20 protein-coding genes, 2 tRNA genes and 1 rRNA gene are annotated in these 18,230 nt (G+C 71.3%); 9 read left to right on the forward strand and 14 right to left on the reverse strand.

Features of this window, described 5'->3' with window-relative positions:
- Nucleotides 1–40 precede the first annotated feature (40 nt).
- Entirely contained in the window at nucleotides 41–844 is an 804-nt protein-coding gene (locus LT971_RS11235; protein WP_237007014.1) for a BtpA/SgcQ family protein, read from the forward strand.
- Here the strand turns inward: LT971_RS11235 and LT971_RS11240 are convergent.
- The 3 genes from LT971_RS11240 to LT971_RS11250 are packed head-to-tail and all read right to left on the reverse strand — an operon-like array spanning nucleotide 841 to nucleotide 2,653.
- The gene (locus tag LT971_RS11240) at nucleotides 841–1,752 is read right to left on the reverse strand and encodes a carbohydrate kinase family protein (RefSeq protein WP_237007015.1); all 912 of its coding nucleotides are present in this window, start codon (nucleotides 1,750–1,752) and stop codon (nucleotides 841–843) included. The genes LT971_RS11235 and LT971_RS11240 overlap by 4 nt on opposite strands.
- 9 nt (nucleotides 1,753–1,761) lie before the next feature.
- On the reverse strand, nucleotides 1,762–2,205 hold the full coding sequence (locus LT971_RS11245; protein WP_237007016.1) for a DUF5807 family protein: 444 nt from the start codon (nucleotides 2,203–2,205) through the stop codon (nucleotides 1,762–1,764).
- Between the two features lie 37 nt (nucleotides 2,206–2,242).
- A complete protein-coding gene (locus LT971_RS11250) occupies nucleotides 2,243–2,653 on the reverse strand; it encodes a 30S ribosomal protein S6e (protein ID WP_237007017.1) in 411 nt (136 codons plus the stop codon).
- Nucleotides 2,654–2,926: 273 nt separating this feature from the next.
- On the opposite strand from LT971_RS11250, the gene LT971_RS11255 reads away from it, so the two are divergent.
- Nucleotides 2,927–3,202, forward strand: a complete 276-nt coding sequence (locus LT971_RS11255) for a WNWW family protein (protein WP_483225399.1) — start codon at nucleotides 2,927–2,929, stop codon at nucleotides 3,200–3,202.
- Here LT971_RS11255 and LT971_RS11260 read toward each other — a convergent pair.
- From LT971_RS11260 to nosZ, 5 genes are all read right to left on the reverse strand, one after another.
- Complete coding sequence (locus tag LT971_RS11260) at nucleotides 3,199–4,191, reverse strand: ABC transporter permease (protein ID WP_237007019.1); 993 nt, start codon at nucleotides 4,189–4,191, stop codon at nucleotides 3,199–3,201. The two genes, LT971_RS11255 and LT971_RS11260, sit on opposite strands and share 4 nt — an antisense overlap.
- The gene (locus LT971_RS11265; protein WP_237007020.1) at nucleotides 4,184–5,155 is read right to left on the reverse strand and encodes an ABC transporter ATP-binding protein; all 972 of its coding nucleotides are present in this window, start codon (nucleotides 5,153–5,155) and stop codon (nucleotides 4,184–4,186) included. Before LT971_RS11265 ends, LT971_RS11260 begins: the two co-directional genes overlap by 8 nt.
- Nucleotides 5,148–6,536 carry a nitrous oxide reductase family maturation protein NosD gene (gene nosD / locus LT971_RS11270; RefSeq protein WP_237007021.1) on the reverse strand — a complete coding sequence of 463 codons (1,389 nt, stop codon included), beginning with the start codon at nucleotides 6,534–6,536 and terminating at the stop codon, nucleotides 5,148–5,150. The genes LT971_RS11265 and nosD overlap by 8 nt, the downstream gene beginning before the upstream one ends.
- Nucleotides 6,537–6,542: 6 nt before the next feature.
- The gene (locus LT971_RS11275; RefSeq protein ID WP_237007022.1) at nucleotides 6,543–7,283 is read right to left on the reverse strand and encodes a hypothetical protein; all 741 of its coding nucleotides are present in this window, start codon (nucleotides 7,281–7,283) and stop codon (nucleotides 6,543–6,545) included.
- 156 nt (nucleotides 7,284–7,439) lie between these two features.
- The gene (gene nosZ, locus LT971_RS11280) at nucleotides 7,440–9,476 is read right to left on the reverse strand and encodes a TAT-dependent nitrous-oxide reductase (RefSeq protein WP_237007023.1); all 2,037 of its coding nucleotides are present in this window, start codon (nucleotides 9,474–9,476) and stop codon (nucleotides 7,440–7,442) included.
- A 296-nt stretch (nucleotides 9,477–9,772) separates the two neighbouring features.
- Between nosZ and LT971_RS11285 the strand changes: the two genes are divergently transcribed.
- The 3 genes from LT971_RS11285 to LT971_RS11295 all read left to right on the forward strand — a co-directional run bounded on the left by LT971_RS11285 (nucleotide 9,773) and on the right by LT971_RS11295 (nucleotide 12,310).
- Nucleotides 9,773–11,005 carry an MBL fold metallo-hydrolase gene (locus LT971_RS11285; protein ID WP_237007024.1) on the forward strand — a complete coding sequence of 411 codons (1,233 nt, stop codon included), beginning with the start codon at nucleotides 9,773–9,775 and terminating at the stop codon, nucleotides 11,003–11,005.
- A gap of 81 nt (nucleotides 11,006–11,086) precedes the next feature.
- Nucleotides 11,087–11,707: a helix-turn-helix transcriptional regulator gene (locus tag LT971_RS11290; RefSeq protein WP_237007025.1), complete on the forward strand. Its 621-nt coding sequence runs from the start codon at nucleotides 11,087–11,089 to the stop codon at nucleotides 11,705–11,707.
- Between the two features lie 186 nt (nucleotides 11,708–11,893).
- Nucleotides 11,894–12,310 (forward strand): SHOCT domain-containing protein, encoded by a 417-nt coding sequence (locus LT971_RS11295; RefSeq protein ID WP_237007026.1) that lies wholly within the window; start codon nucleotides 11,894–11,896, stop codon nucleotides 12,308–12,310.
- 24 nt (nucleotides 12,311–12,334) lie between these two features.
- Here LT971_RS11295 and LT971_RS11300 read toward each other — a convergent pair whose 3' ends face one another.
- Complete coding sequence (locus LT971_RS11300; protein WP_237007027.1) at nucleotides 12,335–13,504, reverse strand: hypothetical protein; 1,170 nt, start codon at nucleotides 13,502–13,504, stop codon at nucleotides 12,335–12,337.
- Nucleotides 13,505–13,606: 102 nt separating this feature from the next.
- Here LT971_RS11300 and LT971_RS11305 point away from each other — a divergent pair, with 102 nt between their 5' ends.
- The 3 genes from LT971_RS11305 (at nucleotide 13,607) to LT971_RS11315 (ending at nucleotide 14,852) form a co-directional block, all read left to right on the forward strand.
- Nucleotides 13,607–13,996, forward strand: coding sequence for a hypothetical protein (locus LT971_RS11305; RefSeq protein WP_237007028.1), 390 nt, complete (start codon nucleotides 13,607–13,609; stop codon nucleotides 13,994–13,996).
- A 63-nt stretch (nucleotides 13,997–14,059) separates the two neighbouring features.
- Nucleotides 14,060–14,203 (forward strand): DUF8595 family protein, encoded by a 144-nt coding sequence (locus LT971_RS11310; protein WP_237007029.1) that lies wholly within the window; start codon nucleotides 14,060–14,062, stop codon nucleotides 14,201–14,203.
- Nucleotides 14,196–14,852 (forward strand): DUF7119 family protein, encoded by a 657-nt coding sequence (locus LT971_RS11315; protein WP_237007030.1) that lies wholly within the window; start codon nucleotides 14,196–14,198, stop codon nucleotides 14,850–14,852. The genes LT971_RS11310 and LT971_RS11315 overlap by 8 nt, the downstream gene beginning before the upstream one ends.
- On the opposite strand, the gene LT971_RS11320 is transcribed toward LT971_RS11315, so the two are convergent.
- Nucleotides 14,837–16,081 carry a M20 family metallopeptidase gene (locus LT971_RS11320; protein ID WP_237007031.1) on the reverse strand — a complete coding sequence of 415 codons (1,245 nt, stop codon included), beginning with the start codon at nucleotides 16,079–16,081 and terminating at the stop codon, nucleotides 14,837–14,839. The two genes, LT971_RS11315 and LT971_RS11320, sit on opposite strands and share 16 nt — an antisense overlap.
- A gap of 91 nt (nucleotides 16,082–16,172) precedes the next feature.
- Here LT971_RS11320 and LT971_RS11325 point away from each other — a divergent pair.
- Nucleotides 16,173–16,246: transfer RNA gene (locus LT971_RS11325), tRNA-Lys, on the forward strand.
- Between the two features lie 295 nt (nucleotides 16,247–16,541).
- Here the strand turns inward: LT971_RS11325 and LT971_RS11330 are convergent.
- The 4 genes from LT971_RS11330 to rrf all read right to left on the reverse strand — a co-directional run bounded on the left by LT971_RS11330 (nucleotide 16,542) and on the right by rrf (nucleotide 18,074).
- On the reverse strand, nucleotides 16,542–16,739 hold the full coding sequence (locus LT971_RS11330) for a DUF8123 family protein (RefSeq protein ID WP_237007032.1): 198 nt from the start codon (nucleotides 16,737–16,739) through the stop codon (nucleotides 16,542–16,544).
- A gap of 52 nt (nucleotides 16,740–16,791) precedes the next feature.
- Complete coding sequence (locus LT971_RS11335) at nucleotides 16,792–17,592, reverse strand: DUF8231 family protein (RefSeq protein ID WP_237007033.1); 801 nt, start codon at nucleotides 17,590–17,592, stop codon at nucleotides 16,792–16,794.
- Nucleotides 17,593–17,750: 158 nt separating this feature from the next.
- Nucleotides 17,751–17,826: transfer RNA gene (locus LT971_RS11340), tRNA-Cys, on the reverse strand.
- Between the two features lie 126 nt (nucleotides 17,827–17,952).
- Nucleotides 17,953–18,074, reverse strand: a 5S ribosomal RNA gene (rrf, locus tag LT971_RS11345).
- Nucleotides 18,075–18,230: the final 156 nt, after the last annotated feature.

Genomic DNA, 18,230 nt, shown 5'->3' on the forward strand with positions numbered 1-18,230 from the left:
GGTCGCGGCGCTTTTCGTCCCCGCCGCCGTCCGCCCGGACATGAGTCTGGACTTCGACGCCGACCGCCCAGTCGTGGGGATGGTCCACCTCGCCCCGCTGCCGGGCGCGCCGGGCTACGACGACGGTGACCGAGCGCCCGCCCGCGACGCCGCGCTGCGGGACCTCCGCCGCCTCGACGCTGGCGGCGTGGACGCCGTGATGGTGGAGAACTTCGGGGACGCGCCGTTCTACGCCGACGACGTCCCGAAACACGTCGTCGCGTCGATGACGGCGCTCGTCAGCGACCTCCGCCGGGAGACGGACCTGCCGCTTGGCGTGAACGTCCTGCGGAACGACGCCGAAGCCGCCGTCTCGATTGCGGCAGCCGCGGGTGCCGACTTCGTGCGCGTGAACGTCCACGCCGGCGCCCGGCTCACCGACCAGGGCGTCGTCGAGGGCAAGGCCGCCGAGACCGTCCGGCTCCGCGACCGACTGGACGCGGCCGACGTCTCGATTCTCGCCGACGTCGACGTGAAGCACTCCGCCGCGCTCGCGGAGCGCCCGCTGAGCGAGGGAGTCGCGGAACTCCTCGAACGCGGCCACGCCGACGGTGTGGTGGCGAGCGGTGCCGGTACCGGCCACGAGACCGACCGCGACCACCTCCGCGCGGTCGTCGACGCCCGCGACGACCTCGGTGTCGACGCGCCGGTCTTCGTCGGCAGCGGCGTCACGCGAGAGTCCGTCGAGGAGACGCTGACACTCGCTGACGGCGCCATCGTCGGTACCGCGCTGAAGGCGGGCGGCAAGACGACCGCGCCGGTCGACGAGGACCGCGTCCGAGCGCTCGTGGACGCGGCCCGCTAGGTGGAGAGGTCGGCTCGGCTCGGCAGCCCGCCCCGGGCGCCCTCGGCCGTGCAGTTCTGCGCGGCGGCCGCCGCCGCAATCCGGCCCGCGTCCTGGGGGGCGGCGTCGCCGACAACCCAGGCGTGGACGAGGGCCGCAGTGAAGGCGTCCCCTGCGCCAGTCGCGTCGGTCACGTCGACGTCCCGGGCCGGCACGTGGACAGTTTCGTCGCCGGTAGCGAGGAACGCACCGTCGGCACCGGCAGTGACAGCGACCCGGGACGCACCCCGAGCGGCGAGCTCGTCGGCTGCACCCTCCGGGCCGGCGCCGAGGTACGAGTCGGCAGCGACCGCGTTCGCGACGAAAAGGTCAGCAGCTGCGGCCGCGGCGTCGATGGTCTCGGCCGTCGCACCCCGGCCCTCGAGTTCGGGCAGCGGGCCGGCGAGGTCGAACGCGAGTGCAGCGACGCCGCCGCTGCGACGCAGTTCGACGAGCTCCCGGACCACGCCGTCTGGGGCGTAGGCGCTCGTGAACACGCAGTCGGCAGCCCGAAGCGCTTCGCGGTCGGCGTCCGTCAGTTCGAGGCCGGGGACGCTGTCGCCGCCGGCGACGATCATCCGGTCGCCGTCGGGTCCCCGGAGCACGAGCGCGTACGAGGTGTCGTCGTCGCCGCGCCGGACTCTGGACGCGTCGACGCCCCAGTCGGCCAGCGACGCCAGCACGCGGTCACCGGCGTCGTCCCAGCCCACGCGGGAGACGACTGCAGCGTCGTGGTCGAGTTCGGCGAGCGCGCACGCGACGTTCGCGGCGACGCCGCCCGCCCGCTCGGTGTGCTCACGCACGAACGCGCCGCCGTCGGGCTCGGGGAGGTTCGACAGCCCGTAGACGCGGTCGAGCACCGCACTCCCGACGGCGACGATGTCGGCCATCAGTCTCGCCTACTGGCGCTCCCCGGCGACCCACTTGTCCGAGTACGCCGTCCCGCACGAACAGTAGACGTAGGCGTGGACAACGTCGCCCTCGGCGTAGAGCCCGCCGACCTCCTCGTTCTGTTCTTCGGCGAACGAGAACGCGAACTGGACGTCGTGGTCCTCGCCCGGGCTGTCGGCCGCGTTCGGGCAGTCGCCACCGACGAGATCGGCGTCGACGTCGCCGGGGGTCTGCATCGCCGTCGACCCGAACTCCATCGCCTGCATGCCCGTGAGTTTCTCGAAGACGCTGCGGCCGGCTTCGCCGTCGACGACGAGCACGACGCCGTCCCCGGCGCGCTCGGCGTCGGCGCGGTCCGCGAGCGTGTCGACGTCGGAGACGTACGAGTCGGCGAGGTAGAGTGCGACGTGGTCGGTGCGGTCGCCCGCGAGGTAGGCGTCGAAGTCGCTCACGCGCCGCGATAGGCGGTGACCGCGAAAAAGCGTGGCGTTACTCGTCGTCGCCGCCGTCCTCGTCGTCGCCCTCGCCGAGGAGGGACTCGACGGACTCGTCGCCGCGCTCGGCGATGGAGACGTTGAGCTGCGCAGCGGATTCGGAGACTTCCTTCCCGCGGACGGTGACGCGCTTGCGCTCGCCGTCGCGCTCGGGGTTGAAGCCGGCGCCGCCCTCGAGGAGCACTTCCTTGAGGTCGCTGCCGTCGACGTCGCCGCGCATCGGACGGCCGGCGTCGTCGCTGCCGCCCGTGATCTCGACGGTGTAGCCGTCGAGGCCGACGGCGCCGCCGTCGACCTCGTCGCCGATCTCGCGACCGATGAATCGGTTCGCGTCCTGTCCGTCAACCTCGAACTGGTAGGTGCGTCCCGACTCGGGGTCGGCGACGGCGACCTGGAACGTAGCCATGGATGCAACGAGTCCGGCGTGATTCAAAAACCCGTCGAAGCCGCGCAGGAGCGACGCTGACGGCGCTCCCGGCCGGGTCCGGGGGTGTGGCGAGCAGGCGGCGGTGGTCTGGGTCGCGAGGTGGTCGCCGCACTCCCGCCCAGACACCTCGCGGCCGTGGTCACGGCACGCCGGCTCTGGTCCCGCCCTGCGGTTTGAACGTTCGGACGCCGGACGGAGTCGGGTACTGCACCCGAGCGTTCAAGCGGCGGTGTTGCGTAGTCGGTGGCAATCGTGGACCGGGAAGTTCTGATGCTGTCGCTCCGGCAGGCGTTCGGCGGGACGGTCGCGGAGCGGCGCGCGGTCGCGCGGACGGCCGGCGACCTCGCCGACGACGGCCGGGTGGCCGAGGACCTCGGCGTCGAGGTGACGCCGACCGTGATCGTGGAGAACCTCGGCGACGCCCCGGAGGGGACGCCGGCGGAGCGCTGGAACTGGTGGATGGGCGCGCTGGAGGCGGCTTACGGGGGCTACTACGAGTTCCGGGTGACGGCGTGGGCGCGGGACTAGACGGCTCGCCGGCCGAAGGCGAGGACGGCGCCCGCGACCGGGAGGACGAGCCACGCGGCGAGCGCCGCCAGAAGCACTGGGCCGCCGAGGCTCGTGGCTTCGAGGACGCCCGCGATGCCGCCAGCGGTCGTGGGGAGGGTGCGGAGGACGAGCACCCGGAAGAGGTCGGCGGGGCTGAGCAGGACGGCGGCGCCGACCGTCCACGAGGGGAGGTCGAGGGTGGCGACGAGGCCGAGCGCAACGAGGTCGTGGACGAGCACGAACCACACCCAGGCGGCGAGCGCAGCGCCGAGCGCGTGAGTCTTCTCTGCGGCGAGCGTGGACGCGAGCACGGCGACGCCGAGGAACGCACAACCGGCGGCGACGGCTGCCAGCGCGACAGACGCGTACGAGTCGAGGACGCCGACGCCGGCGTACCGGACGAGGAGGACCCCGCCGACGGCGAACCCCGCGAGCAGTCCGCCGGTGAGCGCGACGGCCCGACCGAGGTACTTGCCGACGACGACCGAGGTGGCGGTCAGCGGGAGCGCGAGCAGCATCTCGAGGCTCCCGGACTCGTCGGCGCCGACGACGGTGTCGAAGCCGACGGCGAGTGCCGCCAGCGGCACGAGGTAGACGCCGACCTGCGCGAAGCTGGCGAGCACGGCGTTCGTGCGCGCCGGGCCGACGCTCGACCCGCCGAGGAACACCAGCGACGTCGAGAACAGCGCGAAGAGGACTGTGACGCCGACGACCCAGCGGCGGCGGACCGAGAGCCGGTACTCGCGGGCGGCGACCTGCGCGGTGCCGACGGCGGTCCGCCAGAGCACACCCGGGGTGCCGGTCACACCGGCGGCCTCGTGGCTGGCGTCGGCCCCGGCACTCGCAGTGGCAGCGGTGCCGGCGCTCGCAGCGCCGGCTGTGCCGTCCGCGCCGCCGTCCGCCGCAGTGTGTTCGGCTGGGGTGGTGTCCTCGTCGGCACCGTCGCGAGCGGGTGGCTCGTCAGTCACGGCCACCACCTCCACCGCCGCTGGCGTCGGCCGCGAGCGCGACGTCGCTGGCGCCGACCGCGTCCCGGAAGACCGCCGCCAGCCCGGGCTCGGTGACTTCCACGTCGACGACGGTTCCGGTGTCGTCGAGGGCGGCCAGCGCGTCGAAGACGACGTCTCGTTCGACCGAGAGCCGGACGCGAGGCGGATCGGCGGCGGCCTCGGCCACCCCGGAGACGCTGGCGGCGATGTCCGCAGCGACCTCGCCGGGGTCGCCGGCGACGGTGGCGACGACCGAGGTCGTGTCGCCGGCGGTGCGCCGGAGGTCGGCGACGTCGCCCTCGACGGCGACCCGGCCGTCGTCGAGGACGGCGACCCGGTCGCAGAGCCGCTCGATTTCGGGGAGGACGTGCGAGGAGACGAGGACGGTGACGTCGGTCTCCGCCGAGAGGGATTCGACCACGTCGTGGAACGCGGCGACACCGGCGGGGTCGAGGCCCGCAGTCGGTTCGTCGAGCAGGAGCACGTCGGGGTCGCCGACGAGCGCGGTCGCGAGTCCGAGCCGGCGGTTCATGCCGTTCGAGTAGCCCCCGACCGCGCGGTCCGCGGCGTCCGCCAGACCGACGGTCCGGAGGACGCGCTCGACCATGCAGTCGCGGTCGCCGATGCCGCGGACGCGAGCGTGGAAGTCCAGCACCTCCCGACCCGTGAACGACGGCGGGAAGCCGGCGTGCTCGGGGAGGTAGCCGACGCGCTCGCGGACCGCTGGGCCGGCGCTGGCCGGGCGCCCGGCAACCGTCACGGCGCCCTCGTCGGGAGTCTCGTGGCCGACGAGCAGTTTGAACAGCGTGGTCTTGCCCGCCCCGTTCCGGCCGACGAGGCCGACCGTCTCCCCGCGATCCACGTCCATAGAGACGCCGTCGAGGGCGGTGACAGTGCCGTAGGCCTTCCGTACGTCGCGCAGTTCGATGTCGTGCTCACTCATAGTACCGCCTCCAGTCGTCGTGTGGTGGCGTCGCGAGCGGGTGGTGGTCGACGACGCCGGGCTGTTCGAGCACCGGGACCGACCGGGCGGCCAGCCGGACGGCGTCCAGCGCGGGGCTAGACGCGAACACCTCCGCTTCGGGGTGCTCGTCGACCAGCCGGTCGAGCGCGCCGGTCGCCCGGAACCGCACCTCGCTGACGCCGTCGTGGTCGACGTCGACCGGCCGGGCGTCCGCCCAGTAGTTCCCGCGGTCGGTGTCGTTCCACGCGACCTGCTCGCCGACGACCGCCTTCATCGCGTCGCCGTTGCGCACGAACGTGTTGCCGTAGCCGCGCTCCTCGACGCTGCCGGCAGTGAGGTGGACGCCGACGTCGTTGCCGGCGACGAGGTTGTCCGCGATGGTGTTGTCAAGCGAGTTGTAGACGAAGACGCCGTTACCGTTGCCGACGAGGTCGTTGCCGCGAATCTCGGTGTGGTCGACGCTCTTCACGAGCACGCCGTGGCCGCTGGACCCCGTGTTGTTCACCGCCGTGTTGTTCACGACGGTGAGCCGGTCGGAGACCATCAGCGCGTAGCCGGCGTCGTTGCCGAACGCGGTGTTGTTCGCGAGTCGGGAGTCGTCGCTGTACATGTAGTGGACGCCGTACCGGAGGTCCCACATCGTGTTCCCGCGGGCGTCGACGTCCGTGCTCCACGAGAAGTAGATGCCGTCGCGGGCGTCCGTGATGCGGTTGTTCGCGAGCACGGCGTCGTCGGCCTCCCAGAGCTGTATGCCGTTGCCGCGCTCGGAGCGCGGGTCGACGTCCTCGCGGCCGACGACGGTGGTGTTCTCGACGCGGGCGTCGGCGACGCCGTTCAGCCAGATGCCGAACGTCGTCTCGGTGACGCGGGCGTCGACGACAGTGACGTCGCTGGCGTTCACCCAGACGGCGGCGTCGTTGTCCGACGTGCTGTACCCGGAGTTCCGCACCCAGAGGTCGCTGACGGTGACGCCGGGCGCGTCCACCGTGAGCACGTCGCCCTCGCCGTCGCCCGCGACGACCGCTTCGTTCGGGGCGGCCCCAGTGAGCGTGACGTTCGGGGTGTCGACGGTGACGGGGCCGTCGACGGAGCCCGAGACGCGAACGGTGTCGCCGTCACTGGCGGCGTCGAGCGCTGCGTCGATGGTCTCGTAGCGGTCGCCGTCGACGGTCGCGTGGCCGTCGCTCGGCGGCGCGCCGAACTCGAGCTCGGCGGGTACCGGCGCCTCGAAGCTGAGGGCGCCACCACTCCCGGGACTGGCGCCGGCCGTTCCCGGTGCAGCGACGGCGGCGCCGACGCTCGCGACCAGCAGGACGGCCGTCGCCGCCGCGAACCAGCGCTCGGTGCGTCTCGGGAGCACGGGGAATCACCGCCCGGTCGGGTCGTCCGCGGTCGGTCGGTCCTCGCGACTCGAATCGCCGACGCCGAGCCGACGGGTCGCGCCGTTCCAGAGGTCGCCGAACGTCGTCTCCCGGTCCCGGTAGTAGAACGCGACGGCGAGCAACGCGACGGCGAGCGCGGCGACGTACGCGCCGAGCCCGAACCGCGACCGGCTCGTGATGTTCGCAATCTGGTAGGCCCCCCAGATGGGTGGCGTGAAGCCGTCGACGCCCATCACGGGCGCGCCCGGGTCGAGCGTGTGGCCGGCCTGATAGAGCCGGTACTGGATGTCCGCCAGCATCACGCCGAACACGAGCGCCGTGCCCGCGAACTGCGCGAGCAGCCCGCGCTTCAGTCGGCGGACGTCCGGCGCGAGCGCGACGAACAGGCTACAAAGCGACACCGCGACGAACGCCAGCGGTCCCAGCGACCACTCGGGGACAGCGATGGCGTTGGGGTGTGGCTCGTAGTTCGGCTGCCAGTACACCGGGTCGGGGTAGTAGAAGCCGATGTAGTGGTTCAACCGCGCCATCTCCACGTAGTCGCCCGTGATGTGGGGGTACGCGTACAGCTGCAACTGGAGTGTGCGCGTCGGGTACTGGACGGCGTCGACGCTGATCTCCCACATCGGGAGGGCGAGCGCCGCGACGAACAGCACCGCGGCGACCACGGGGAGCGCGCGGCGTAGCTCCGCGAACGCCGAACGACCGGGGAACTCGTAGTCCATGCGTGGGGTCACCTCGTGCCGGGGTTCGTCTCCGTGGCGAACCACCGGTGTCGACCACCCGGCGCCCGAGCAGACGCCGAGCGGCCGCCGGCGGTCGCCGGGCGAGCCGGCGACGGTAGACGGCGTGGATGACAGACTGACAGCGCGGGCGATGGGTTAGCTGTCGCTCGGTTCGACGATCATCCGCGAGCGCATCTCCAGGTGGAGTGCGCTGCAGAAGAACGTGCAGTACACCCAGTAGACGCCGGGCTCGCTCGCCTCGAAGGTCACCTGGCGGGTGTCCTGTGGCGCGATGGCGAGGTTGATGCCGTACTGGGGGATGGCGAGGCCGTGGATGATGTCCCGGACGTCCTCGATGTTGGTGACGGTCAGCGACACCTCGTCGCCTTCCTGGACGGTGAACTCCTGGAGGCCGAACTGCGAGCGGCTCGACGACATCTGGACCTCGACGGACTGGTCGCCGGTGCGCTCGACGCCCGACGCGTCCTGCGTGACGAACGGCTTCTCGCCCTCGTAGTCCGCGCGGTCCCAGACGTTGTTGGGGTTGATCTTGTCGCGGTGGGCGACGACGCAGTCGTGGGGCTCCGGGTGGACCGGGTGGTCCGCGACCAGTTCCATTCCGCCGGTGGCAGACGAGGACGCGTCCTCGCTGATGTCGATGAGCTGGTCGTTGTCCGGGTGGATGGGGCCCGTGGAGATGAAGCGGTCCTTCGAGAGCTTGTTCAGGCTGATCAGCCAGTCCCCCGCCGGGTCGGTCGTCTCGGACTCGACGGCCTGCAGGTGGCCGGGGTTGTAGTGGACGTCGATCTTCCCCGAGATCGGGTCCGTCGAGCCCTTCTCGGCGTCGACGGCCGCCTCGATGTCCCACTTCGCGACCTGCGAGTCGATGAACAGCGTCGTGTACGCGTTCCCGCGGCCGTCGAAGGTCGTGTGCAGCGGCCCGAGTCCGACCTTCGGCTGGCCGACGATGGCCTCGGCCGGGTCCGAGGCGTCGGCCAGTTCGTCGATGTCGACGATGGTGACCGTCGGGGAGAGTTTCCCGCTGGCGGTGACGTACCGCCCCTGGGGCTCGACGTCACAGCCGTGGGGGCTCTTCGGCGTCGGGACGTACTTCACGACGGGGTCGTCGCCCTGGTTCAGCTGGCTGTCCTGGCGGCCGTCCACGACGGGGACGCCGTTGACTTCCTCGTAGTTCCCGGCCTCGACGGCGGCCTCGATGGCGGGGATGTTGAACGCCTTCATGAAGTCGCGGTCGTCGTGAGTCATCCCCTCGGCGTCGACCGCGTGCTCCTTGTTGTAGCCGGTGGCGAACGCCCACTCGCCGTCCTTCCCGGTGTCGGCGTTGTCGAGGTTGCCGTCGACGCGGACCTGCCACTCGACGGTCATCGTCTCGGGGTCGAGGGCGGCGAACACGGACCAGTAGTCGTCGGGGTCGTCGTAGTCCGTGCCGTCGTTCGGAATCGGCACGCGGAACTCCCCGATTCCGTAGACGTACTCGGTGTCCGGGCTCTGGACGGCCATCCCGTGGCACGCCTGCATGTTCGGGACGTCCGTGATGGCGTCCGTCTCGAAGTACTTCAGGTCGATGCGGGCGACCCGGCCGCTGCCCTTGTCGTTGATGAACAGCCAGCGGCCGTCGTAGTCGCCGTCGGTCTCCGAGAGCACGGGGTGGTGGGAGTCCCCCCACTCGTAGCCGGCGACGCTTCCGATGTCGCCGCCCTCCTCGAGGACCTGCTTGGTCTTCTCGTCGTGGCCGTAGCCGACGCCGCCTTCCTTCTGGAAGACGGGGATGCGTCGGATCTCCCGCATCGACGGCACCCCGACCACCCGGACTTCGCCGGAGTGGCCGCCGGACCAGAAGCCGTAGTAGGTGTCTTTCTCGCCGGGCGGGACGTGGTAGTCGGTGTTCGCGCCGGTGCCGCCGCCGTTACTGCCGCTGTCGGAGCCGCCGCTGTCGAGGAGCCCGCCCGAGCAGCCGGCGAGCCCCGCCATCGCGCCGGTCGCGGCGCCCGCCTTCACGAAGTCCCGGCGGTGCAGTTCCAGTCCGGGGAGTTCGAGGTCGAGTGACTCGTCGGTGCTCGGCGTCGGTTCCTGGACTTCGGCGAGCGCGGCGTCGAGCTGTCGTTCGTGGCGCTGTACGACTTCCTCGGGGTCGGGTACGGTGTCTTGGTCGGTGTCTGAGTCCTCGGTCATCGTGGACCACCGTCGCGTGCGGGTCGGTCGGTTCGCCCCTCGCGGGGGAGTGACGGCCGCGCGCAGCGGCCGGCGTGTGTCCGGTCCTGTCGAGTTCCGGCGGGGGCGACACGGGCGCCAGCCGCCGCCTCGTCTAGTCGTCGGCAGGTCCTCGACCTAAGCGGCCGACCAGAGTGCAGCCCTCCGAGAACGACACCGAACATGTTGGTAGAAAGTCACTTGTGTGGTGGGTGGGCCGTTAACGGCTCGGACACGCACCGACGGACCCAAGCGGCCACCACCGCTACTCCGACTCGATGGACCTGCGGTTCCTCGGCGGCGCCCGCGAGGTCGGCCGGAGCGCCGTCCTCGTCGACGACTCCCTCCTCCTGGACTACGGCACGAAGGCCGACGACCCGCCCCAGTTCCCGGTCGGTGACGTCGACCCGGACGCCGTCGTCGCGAGCCACGGCCACCTCGACCACGTCGGGACGCTGCCCGCGCTGTTGTCGGGGTCGGAGCGGCCGCCGATTCACTGGACGCCGCCCACGCGCGAACTCGCGCTCACGCTCGCCCGAGACACCCTCAAACTCCGGGGTGGCACCCTCCAGTGCCCCTTCACGCGGACCGACGTCAAGCGAGTCACCGAGGTCTCGGAGCCCCACGGCTACCGGGAGTCGTTCGACGCGGCCGGCTACGAGGTCACCTTCTTCGACGCCGGCCACATCCCGGGGAGCGCCCACGTCCTCGTCGATGACGGCGACACCCGCCTGCTGTACACCGGAGACTTCCACACCCACAATCAGCGACTCGTCTCGGGAACGACCGCCCGTCCGGACGCCGACGTGGTCGTCTGCGAGAGCACGTACAGCGACGTCGAACACGAGAACCGGCAGACGGTCGAGGAGCGCTTCGTCGAGAGCGTCCGGACGACGCTCTGGGAGGGCGGCACCGTCGTCGTGCCCGCGTTCGCCATCGGGCGCACGCAGGAGTTGTTGCTCATCTGCGAGGCCCACGACATCCCCTGTTACGTCGACGGGATGGGCCAGCAGGTCACGGAGATGCTCCGCCAGCACCCGGCGTTCGTGCGGGACGCCGACGCCCTCCAGCGGGCGACCTCACACGCCCGCTTCGTCACCGGCCGCGACGGCCAGCGGAAGCGCATCGCCGAGGAGAACGCCGCCATCGTCACCACCAGCGGGATGCTCTCGGGCGGCCCCGCGATGACGTACGTCCCTGCGATTCGCACCAACCCCACGAACAAGGTCGCGATGACCGGGTATCAGGTCGAAGGGACGCCCGGCCGGGACCTCGTGGAGACCGGGAGCGCCGAGCTCGACGGGCGCCGGATGCCGGTCGCCGCGCGGGTCGAACAGTACGACTTCTCCGCGCACGCCGACCGCGACGGCGTCCTGTCGCTGCTCGACGACTACCGAGAGAGCCAGGTGCTCGTCAATCACGGCGACCGCTGCGGGCGGTTCGCCGCCGAACTCCGCGAGAACGGCTTCGCCGCCCGGGCACCCGAGCTGGGCGAGACAGTCACCGTCTGAGGGACCGCCGTCCCGGACTGAGTCCCCGACGGTGGGGCAATGGGCACGCTGAAGGGGCGGGGTGGCGTACCGTCGAGCCTGATGGACCGACGCCGAGCCGACGCCGCCGCCGCGGTGCTCGTCGGGGCCGTGCTCCTCGCCGGGGGCGCGTTCACCTGGCAGGCCTACCGGCAGCGCCGCGCCGTCGACGGCACGATGATGGATGGCTCGATGGCCGCGATGCACGGCCCGAACCCGCTGTACCCGGCGGTCGGCACCCTGTTCGTGGCCGCCGTGCTCGGCGGCGCGTACCTGCTCGTCCGCGGAGAGCTCGCTACACTCGGCGAGGTGGACGGCGACAGCGACGGGCAGTCGGGGGCGTCCACTGGGACGAAGCCGGGTGCAGCCGACCCCGACGCCACGGGCGAGGACGCCGCCGAATCGCCCCCGCAGGGGGTAGCGGCGGAGCCGCCGGAGGCCGCAATCGGGGACCGCGTGCTCGACGTGCTGCCCGAGGACGAGCGCCGCATCCTCGAGCCCGTCGTCGCCTCGCCGGGCGTCACGCAGATCGCGCTCCGGGACCGGTCGGGATTCTCGAAGAGCAAGGTGAGCCAGACGGTCAGCGACCTCGAAGCGCGCGGGCTGCTCTACCGGGAGCGCCAGGGCCGGACGTACCGGGTGTACCCCAGCGACGACCTCCTCGCCGGGGACATCGACGGGTAGCAGCCGGCTGCCACGGCCCGAACGAGCGTGAGCCCGCGAGCCCGGGGAATCCGGCCCGGACGAACGGTCGTGAACACTGGAAACGATTAACTCGCCGAATAGACGGTCTCGAACGTTCTGAACGCCGTGTTCACGTCCTCGCAGCTAACCTCGAGGCCCGCCTACGACGACACGAGGAGACCCACGATGACCCGAGACACCGCGACACCGACGAAAAGCACTACGACGTCCAGCACCACGACCAGCCTCGGACGCACCGCCCGGAAATTCGCGCTGGCGACCGGCGGCGTGCTCGTCGCGGCGACGTCCACGGCCTCGGCCACCGCTGTCGCCGGCCACCACCACGGCGGCGGTGGCATGGGCGCCGGCACGTGGGGGGTCGGCGTCGGCGGCGGGATGTGGCTCTGGGGCCTGCTCTGGATGGGCGTCCTGTTCGCCGTGCTCGCGCTCGCCGCTCGCGCGCTGTTCGACTGGGGGCGCGACACCGACCAGCCCCAGCCGGAGCGGAGCCCACAGGACGTGCTGCGCGAGCGGTACGCGCGCGGCGACCTCGACGACGACGAGTTCGAGCGGCGACGCCAGACGCTGCGCAGCGACGAGTGACGCGACCGACGACGCCGGAGCCAATCACGTCCGCGCGAGGAACGCGGCGCCGACGAGGTACGCGACAGTGAGGCCGCCGGCGAGCCCGACCGCAGCCCCGGCGCTCGCGGGCAGTGACGCGCCGGCCAGTCGGCCCGCCGCTTCCAGCCAGAGCCCGCCTGCGAGCGCGACGACCGAAGCGGCGGCGAGCCGGTCGCCGCAGCCCGGGAGGTCGCCGACCGAGGGCGGGTAGAACTGGTAGAGCGCGCCGACGATCGAGAGCCCGAGCAGCCCGAGGACGTTCAGGCGCAGGTGTGCGAGCACGCGCCCCGGCGTGGCAGCGAGCGCGCCCGTCGCGAACGCTACGCCCAGCCCGACTCCGGCGGCGCCGCTGACGACGGCCGCGAGCACCGCCCGCAGCCCGACCCGGGTGCGGTCGCTGCGCGCGTACAGCACGGCGTACGCCAGCCCGAACCCGAGGACGGCGACCGCCTCGAGAGCGGCGCCAGTGCGGAAGACTGCGTCCCCGTAGAAGTCGACCGCGAGCAGCGCCGGAGCGAGCACCCCCGCCGGGAGCACGACGGCGACCAGCGCGCCGGGCGGCGTCGCGGCGAGGAACCGCGGGAACAGCCGGAACCCCACGGCGAACAGCGCGACGAGCGCCCCACCGGCGGCGAGAAGGTGGGCGGCGGCCGGCAGGCCGACGGCGAGTCCTGGGAGCGACGTGGCCGCGGCTGCGGTCTGGTACGCGCCGGCCGCGAGATACAGGAACGCGAACGGCATCGCAGCGTTGGCCGCGCGGTCGACCCGCCGCCGGTGGGCGTTGTGGTCGCCGGTCCCCGTCTCGCGCCCGGTCAGGTTCCCGCACAGCGAGGCGAACAGCACGGCGACGACGACCGCGACGCCGACCGCCCAGACGACGGCGCCAACCGCCAGCGAGGCGTCGGCGGTCTCCGCCCAGCCGGCGAGCACGGCGGCACCAGTCGCCGTCAGCGGGAGCGCAGCGAGTGCAGTCCGGGCGCTGGCGAGGTCGCGGTCGAAGTACGTCGGCACCAGCGCCTGCGCCTTCCCGAGCAGGACGTGGACGACGAACCCGTGGAGGCCGAGGACCGCGAGCGTGGCTCGTTCCGCGCCGGCCAGCGCGCCGGCCTGCAGCAGCACGAGATACGCGACACCGACGGCGACGAACCACCGCGAACTCCGGGACGCCGACATAGACGAGACGACTCGCGTGACCGACTAAAGCCCGCCGCCGAACGACCGCGTTTCGTGTCAACTACCCGCACGGCTATCTGGGGTGAGTCCCTATGTCGAGGTATGGACGACCTGACTCCCCGCGAGCGCGACGCGCTCCACGAACTCCAGCTCGGCGTCGAACACGTCTACCGCGCGTACGGCCGGCTGCTCGGCTTCCACCACAGCCTCGGCCGCGGCATGGACCACCTCGACGACGCGACACGCCTCCTGCGGGCGGCCGGCCACGACGCCCACGCCGACGAACTCCGCGACGTCCACCTGCCAGCCGGCGCCGTCGGCGACCAGTGGAGCTACGAGCTCGTCGAGGACTTCCGCCACGACCTCCTCGCGAACGTCAGCGACTTCGAGAACGACCTCCGCGCAGACATCGCCGACGGCCGAGAACACGTCAGCGAGCGACGCCAGCAACGCGAGTGGCGGACTCGCGCCAGCGACGACGGAACGGACTGACACCCCGGGCGGGTGTTGCCCGCGAGCCCACGCTTAACACCACCCCGTCCGTAGTACGTCGACGTGCCCGAGGGGTCGAGCGGCGACCGGGCCGACCGAGGCCACCTCGACGGCGTCCCGGACGTCGCCGGCTGCACCGAACTCTGGGACCGCCTCTCCGAACGGCGAGTCGAGGACGGTGACGACAACGACGACGACGATGACTGACAACACCGACCGACCACCAACGGACCGCGAATCACCCGTCGGCGAGCCGGTCGTCCGCGGCGACGACGCCGTCGCCGGCGACGACGACGAACCAGCCGTCGCCTTCGACCCCGACGACCCCGAGAGCGTCACCACTGCGGTCGAAACGGTCGCCGCGTTCGCCGCCGGCGACCTCCCCGACACGCCCCGGTACGTCCTCCGGGCGGCCGCCGCCTGCGCCGCGCTCGTGCGCGCCGAAGACGGCTACACCGCTGCCGCCGAACGCGCCGACTGTCCGGTGTCGCTCGTCCGGAAGTGGGCGCGCGTCCACGACCTCCCCCGACCCATCCGGGAGCGCGTCGCCCACGGCGACATCCCGCCGTCCGCCGCGAAACACGTCGCGCGCGTCCAGGCCGACGCCCGCTACCTCCTCGCGTGGGCGGTCGTCGACGACGACCTCACCGTCCGCGAGATTCGCGCTGCCGCCAGCGACGTCGCCGACGGCGCCGACCCCGACGCCGCGCTCCGCGAGCAGGGCGCCGACCCCGGCCGACTCGCCGTGTCACTGCCCGTCGACCTCTACCGGCGCGTCCGCGCACACGCCACTGCGACGGACAGCGACCCCGACGACGTCGTGACCGCAGCGCTCCGCGACTACCTCGACGACTGAGAACGGAGGAAGTCGTCGACAGCGTCGACGGCGACGTCGACGAACGTCTCGACCTCGCGGGCGTCGATGGTCTCGTCCGGGAAGTGCGCCTGCTCGATGCTCCCCGGCCCGAACACGACGGTCGGTATCCCCGTCTCGACGTAGTGGCGAGCGTCCGCGCCGTACGTCACCCCCCGGGGCTCGGGGTCGCCCGCGTCGTGCTCGCGCAGCGCGCTCGCGACCGCCTGCACCACCGGCTCGCTGGGGTCGACCGCGGACGGCTCGAACTGCACGGAGAACCGCTCGAACGCCGGCGGATGCTCGCGGAGCCACTCGCTGTCCGCGACCACCTCGTCGAGCGCCGCGTCGAACGCCGCCTCCACCTCGGCGACCGTCTCCCCCGGCGCCACCCCGATACGCCACTCCGCCGTCAGCGACGACGGCACCGTCGACGCCCACTCCCCGGCCTCGACGGTCCCACACACCACGGGCCACTTCGTCGGGAAGTCCTCGTACAGCGGGTGGGTTACTCGCTGCTCTCGCTCCGCCGCGAGGGCTTCGAACGCCGACCGGACCGCCTGGAAGTGCTCGAGGACGTCCTCGCCCCGCCACGGCGTCGCTGCGTGCGCGCTCCGCCCGGCGATCTCGAGGCGCTTCATCACGCTGCCTTCGCAGGCGACCACGGGCGTCAGCTCGGTCGGCTCGGCGACAATGGCAGCGTCGCGCTCGAACGGATAGGGGTTGTCCAGCGCGGCCGCCGCCGCACCCACACCGCCGGCCTCCTCGCCGACGACACCCTCCACTACGACCCGGCCGTCCAGGTCGCGGTCCGACGAAGCGAGCCGGCGCGCCGCGAACACGCACCCCGCCAGCCCCGACTTCATGTCCGCCGCGCCACGGGCTGTCAGCTCGTCGCCGTGCCAGCGCGCCTCGAACGGCGGCGACGACCACCGCTGCTCGTCCGCGGGCACCACGTCGAGGTGGCCGTTCAGCACCACCGTCGGCCCAGCTGCCGGGTCGCCGAACTCCAGGACGCCGCCGACGCTCGGCCGGTCAGCCGTCTGGATGTCGCCGGGGTCGTCCGGGAACGACGGGTGTCCCGCCAGCACCTCGCCGTCCGCCGTCCACTCGTAGACCTCGAACCCGAACTCGTCGAGGCGGTCGGCCAGCCACGCCGACACCCCCGCCTCCGCACCGTCCGTCGACTCGAAGCCCACCAGCGACGACACGAACTCCCGCAACTCGTCCATGCAGGACGCAACGACGACACCACGGTAAGCGTTCCGGGCGCACCCACGGATGGTAAACGTTTAACCGCGCCACGCCCCCAGCCATACCCGAGGGCCGATAGCTCAGTCCGGCAGAGCGTCTGGCTTTTAACCAGACGGTCGAGGGTTCAAATCCCTCTCGGCCCGCTTCTGTGAGGAGCGAACGTGACGAGCGAAGCGGACAGATTTGGACCCCGGAAGTCGCAGCGCGAACGGAGTGAGCGACCGTCTTCCCGCCAGGTTCAAATCCCTCTCGGCCCGCTTTCTGTCGCAACGCACCGAGAAGCGAGAGCGCGTCGTCTCTCCCGAATCCTGTTCGGTCCGGCAGTGACTCCTCTGACGAAGTTCGAACACGAACGAGCGAGCCGCCCCGGACTGACGACACGCGACGTTGGTCGGAAACGCGAGCCGCGAGAACAGCTGGTCGAACTGCTTGAAGTACCTACTGCGTGTGGACGAGCCACGCCAACCCGACGCCGATCACCACTGCCGACACGCCGCCGAGAATCTGGAACACGGTCACGAGGCCACCGTCGCTGTACTGCCAGGGCATCCCGACGAGCGTCCCGAGCCCCACCAGCGCGAGGAACGCGCCGACGAGCACACCGAACGCGTCCAGGTCGTCCGCGAAGACGTTCATACCAGTGGCGTCGCCACCGACCACGGTAAGCCTGACGGAACCCATCCCCGGATCAGTACCGGGACGGCAGGTACGCCAGCATCACCAGCAGCGCCGCAGCGAGCGTGGACAGAATCGCGACACCCCACAGGCCGTTCGTGCGCTCGTGGAAGGTCTCCTGGGCAGCGACGTCGCTGTGGTAGTCCTCGTAATCAGTCGTCAGCTCCAGGACCGGCGACCCGCCGGACGTCTCCACGTGCGCGAGGTACTCCGTCCCCTCGACGGACGTGTTCTCGCCCTCGCTGAACTCCAGCTCGAACGTCCCCGGCGCGAACCACTCCACGGTCGCCTCCGAATCAGTCACCGACGCCACGACCGTCTCGTTGTCTGCGTTGCTGTCGTACGCGATGTCGTCACCGACCGCGAACTCGAGGACATCCTGCTCGGGCAGATAACTGTCCCGGGGCACCAGCGTCCGGTTCTCGCCCTCCTCGATGACCACGTACGTCGTCTCGTTCTGCTCGACCGTCTCCCGGTCGACCTCCTGGACCTCACGCAGCTCGAACACGCCCTCGGACGCGTTCAAGCCGGCCACCGAGTAGTTCTGGCCGTCCACTGCTACTGTGTCGCCCTCGCTCCACGTCTCCGTGTACCGCGCGGACTCGTTGTCCCACGTCGCCGTCGCCGACCCCTCGGAGACCGACGAGAACGTGTACGACGTCCCCGCGATCGTCCGCTCCTCGCCCTCCGAGATACTGTAGTCGGGGTCGTCGAGCGACACGTCCGGCTGCTGTGCCGCCCCGATCAACGTGTACGAGCCCGCCGCGAACACGAGAAAGAGCGCGACGGCAATCGCCGCAGCACGTCGTTGCATATCTGAAGTCTTGGGAGCGCCGCGTATAATCGTTACTTTCCGCTCCCGAACACCTGACGCCGCCGGGGACGACCACTACACGCACGGACGCACGACGACCACCCGTCGATCACTCAGACAGCGCCACCGCTGGCCGGCTGAACACCCGCAGAAACGAAAGCCAAGGGCCGGATTTGAACCGGCGATGAGCGGCTCTGCAGGCCGCCGCGTTAGGCCGGACTCTGCCACCTTGGCGCCACATCGTCGTACTGCCGTCCCGCGCATAAACGTAGCGGTCTCCGGCGTCACCACTGGTGAGTTATAAATACAGAAAACCCCGAACAGCACCATGGCTGTTCGAGGCGAAAACCGCGTATGAATGGCAGGCGGCGAACCAGATTTCCCAGAGGCTCGCGCACTCCAGTACTGACCGGAACGCAGGCGGGCTTATCTTCCGTGTTCGGGATGGGTACGGGAGTCGCCCCGCCGCTATGGCCGCCTTAATACCGACCAACGGAATCGAACCGTTGCTCCCGACCCGACGTCGGGACAACCAGTATCGGCAACTGATACTCCGTATGTAAGTGCAATCCAGTAAACGCCTGGACTCGACCACCCACAGTGTGGGTGAGTGCATGAGTGTGTGGCATCGACCTGTT

The sequence above is a fragment of the Halobacterium rubrum genome (genome assembly GCF_021729015.1).
Taxonomy (GTDB): Archaea; Halobacteriota; Halobacteria; order Halobacteriales; family Halobacteriaceae; genus Halobacterium; species Halobacterium rubrum.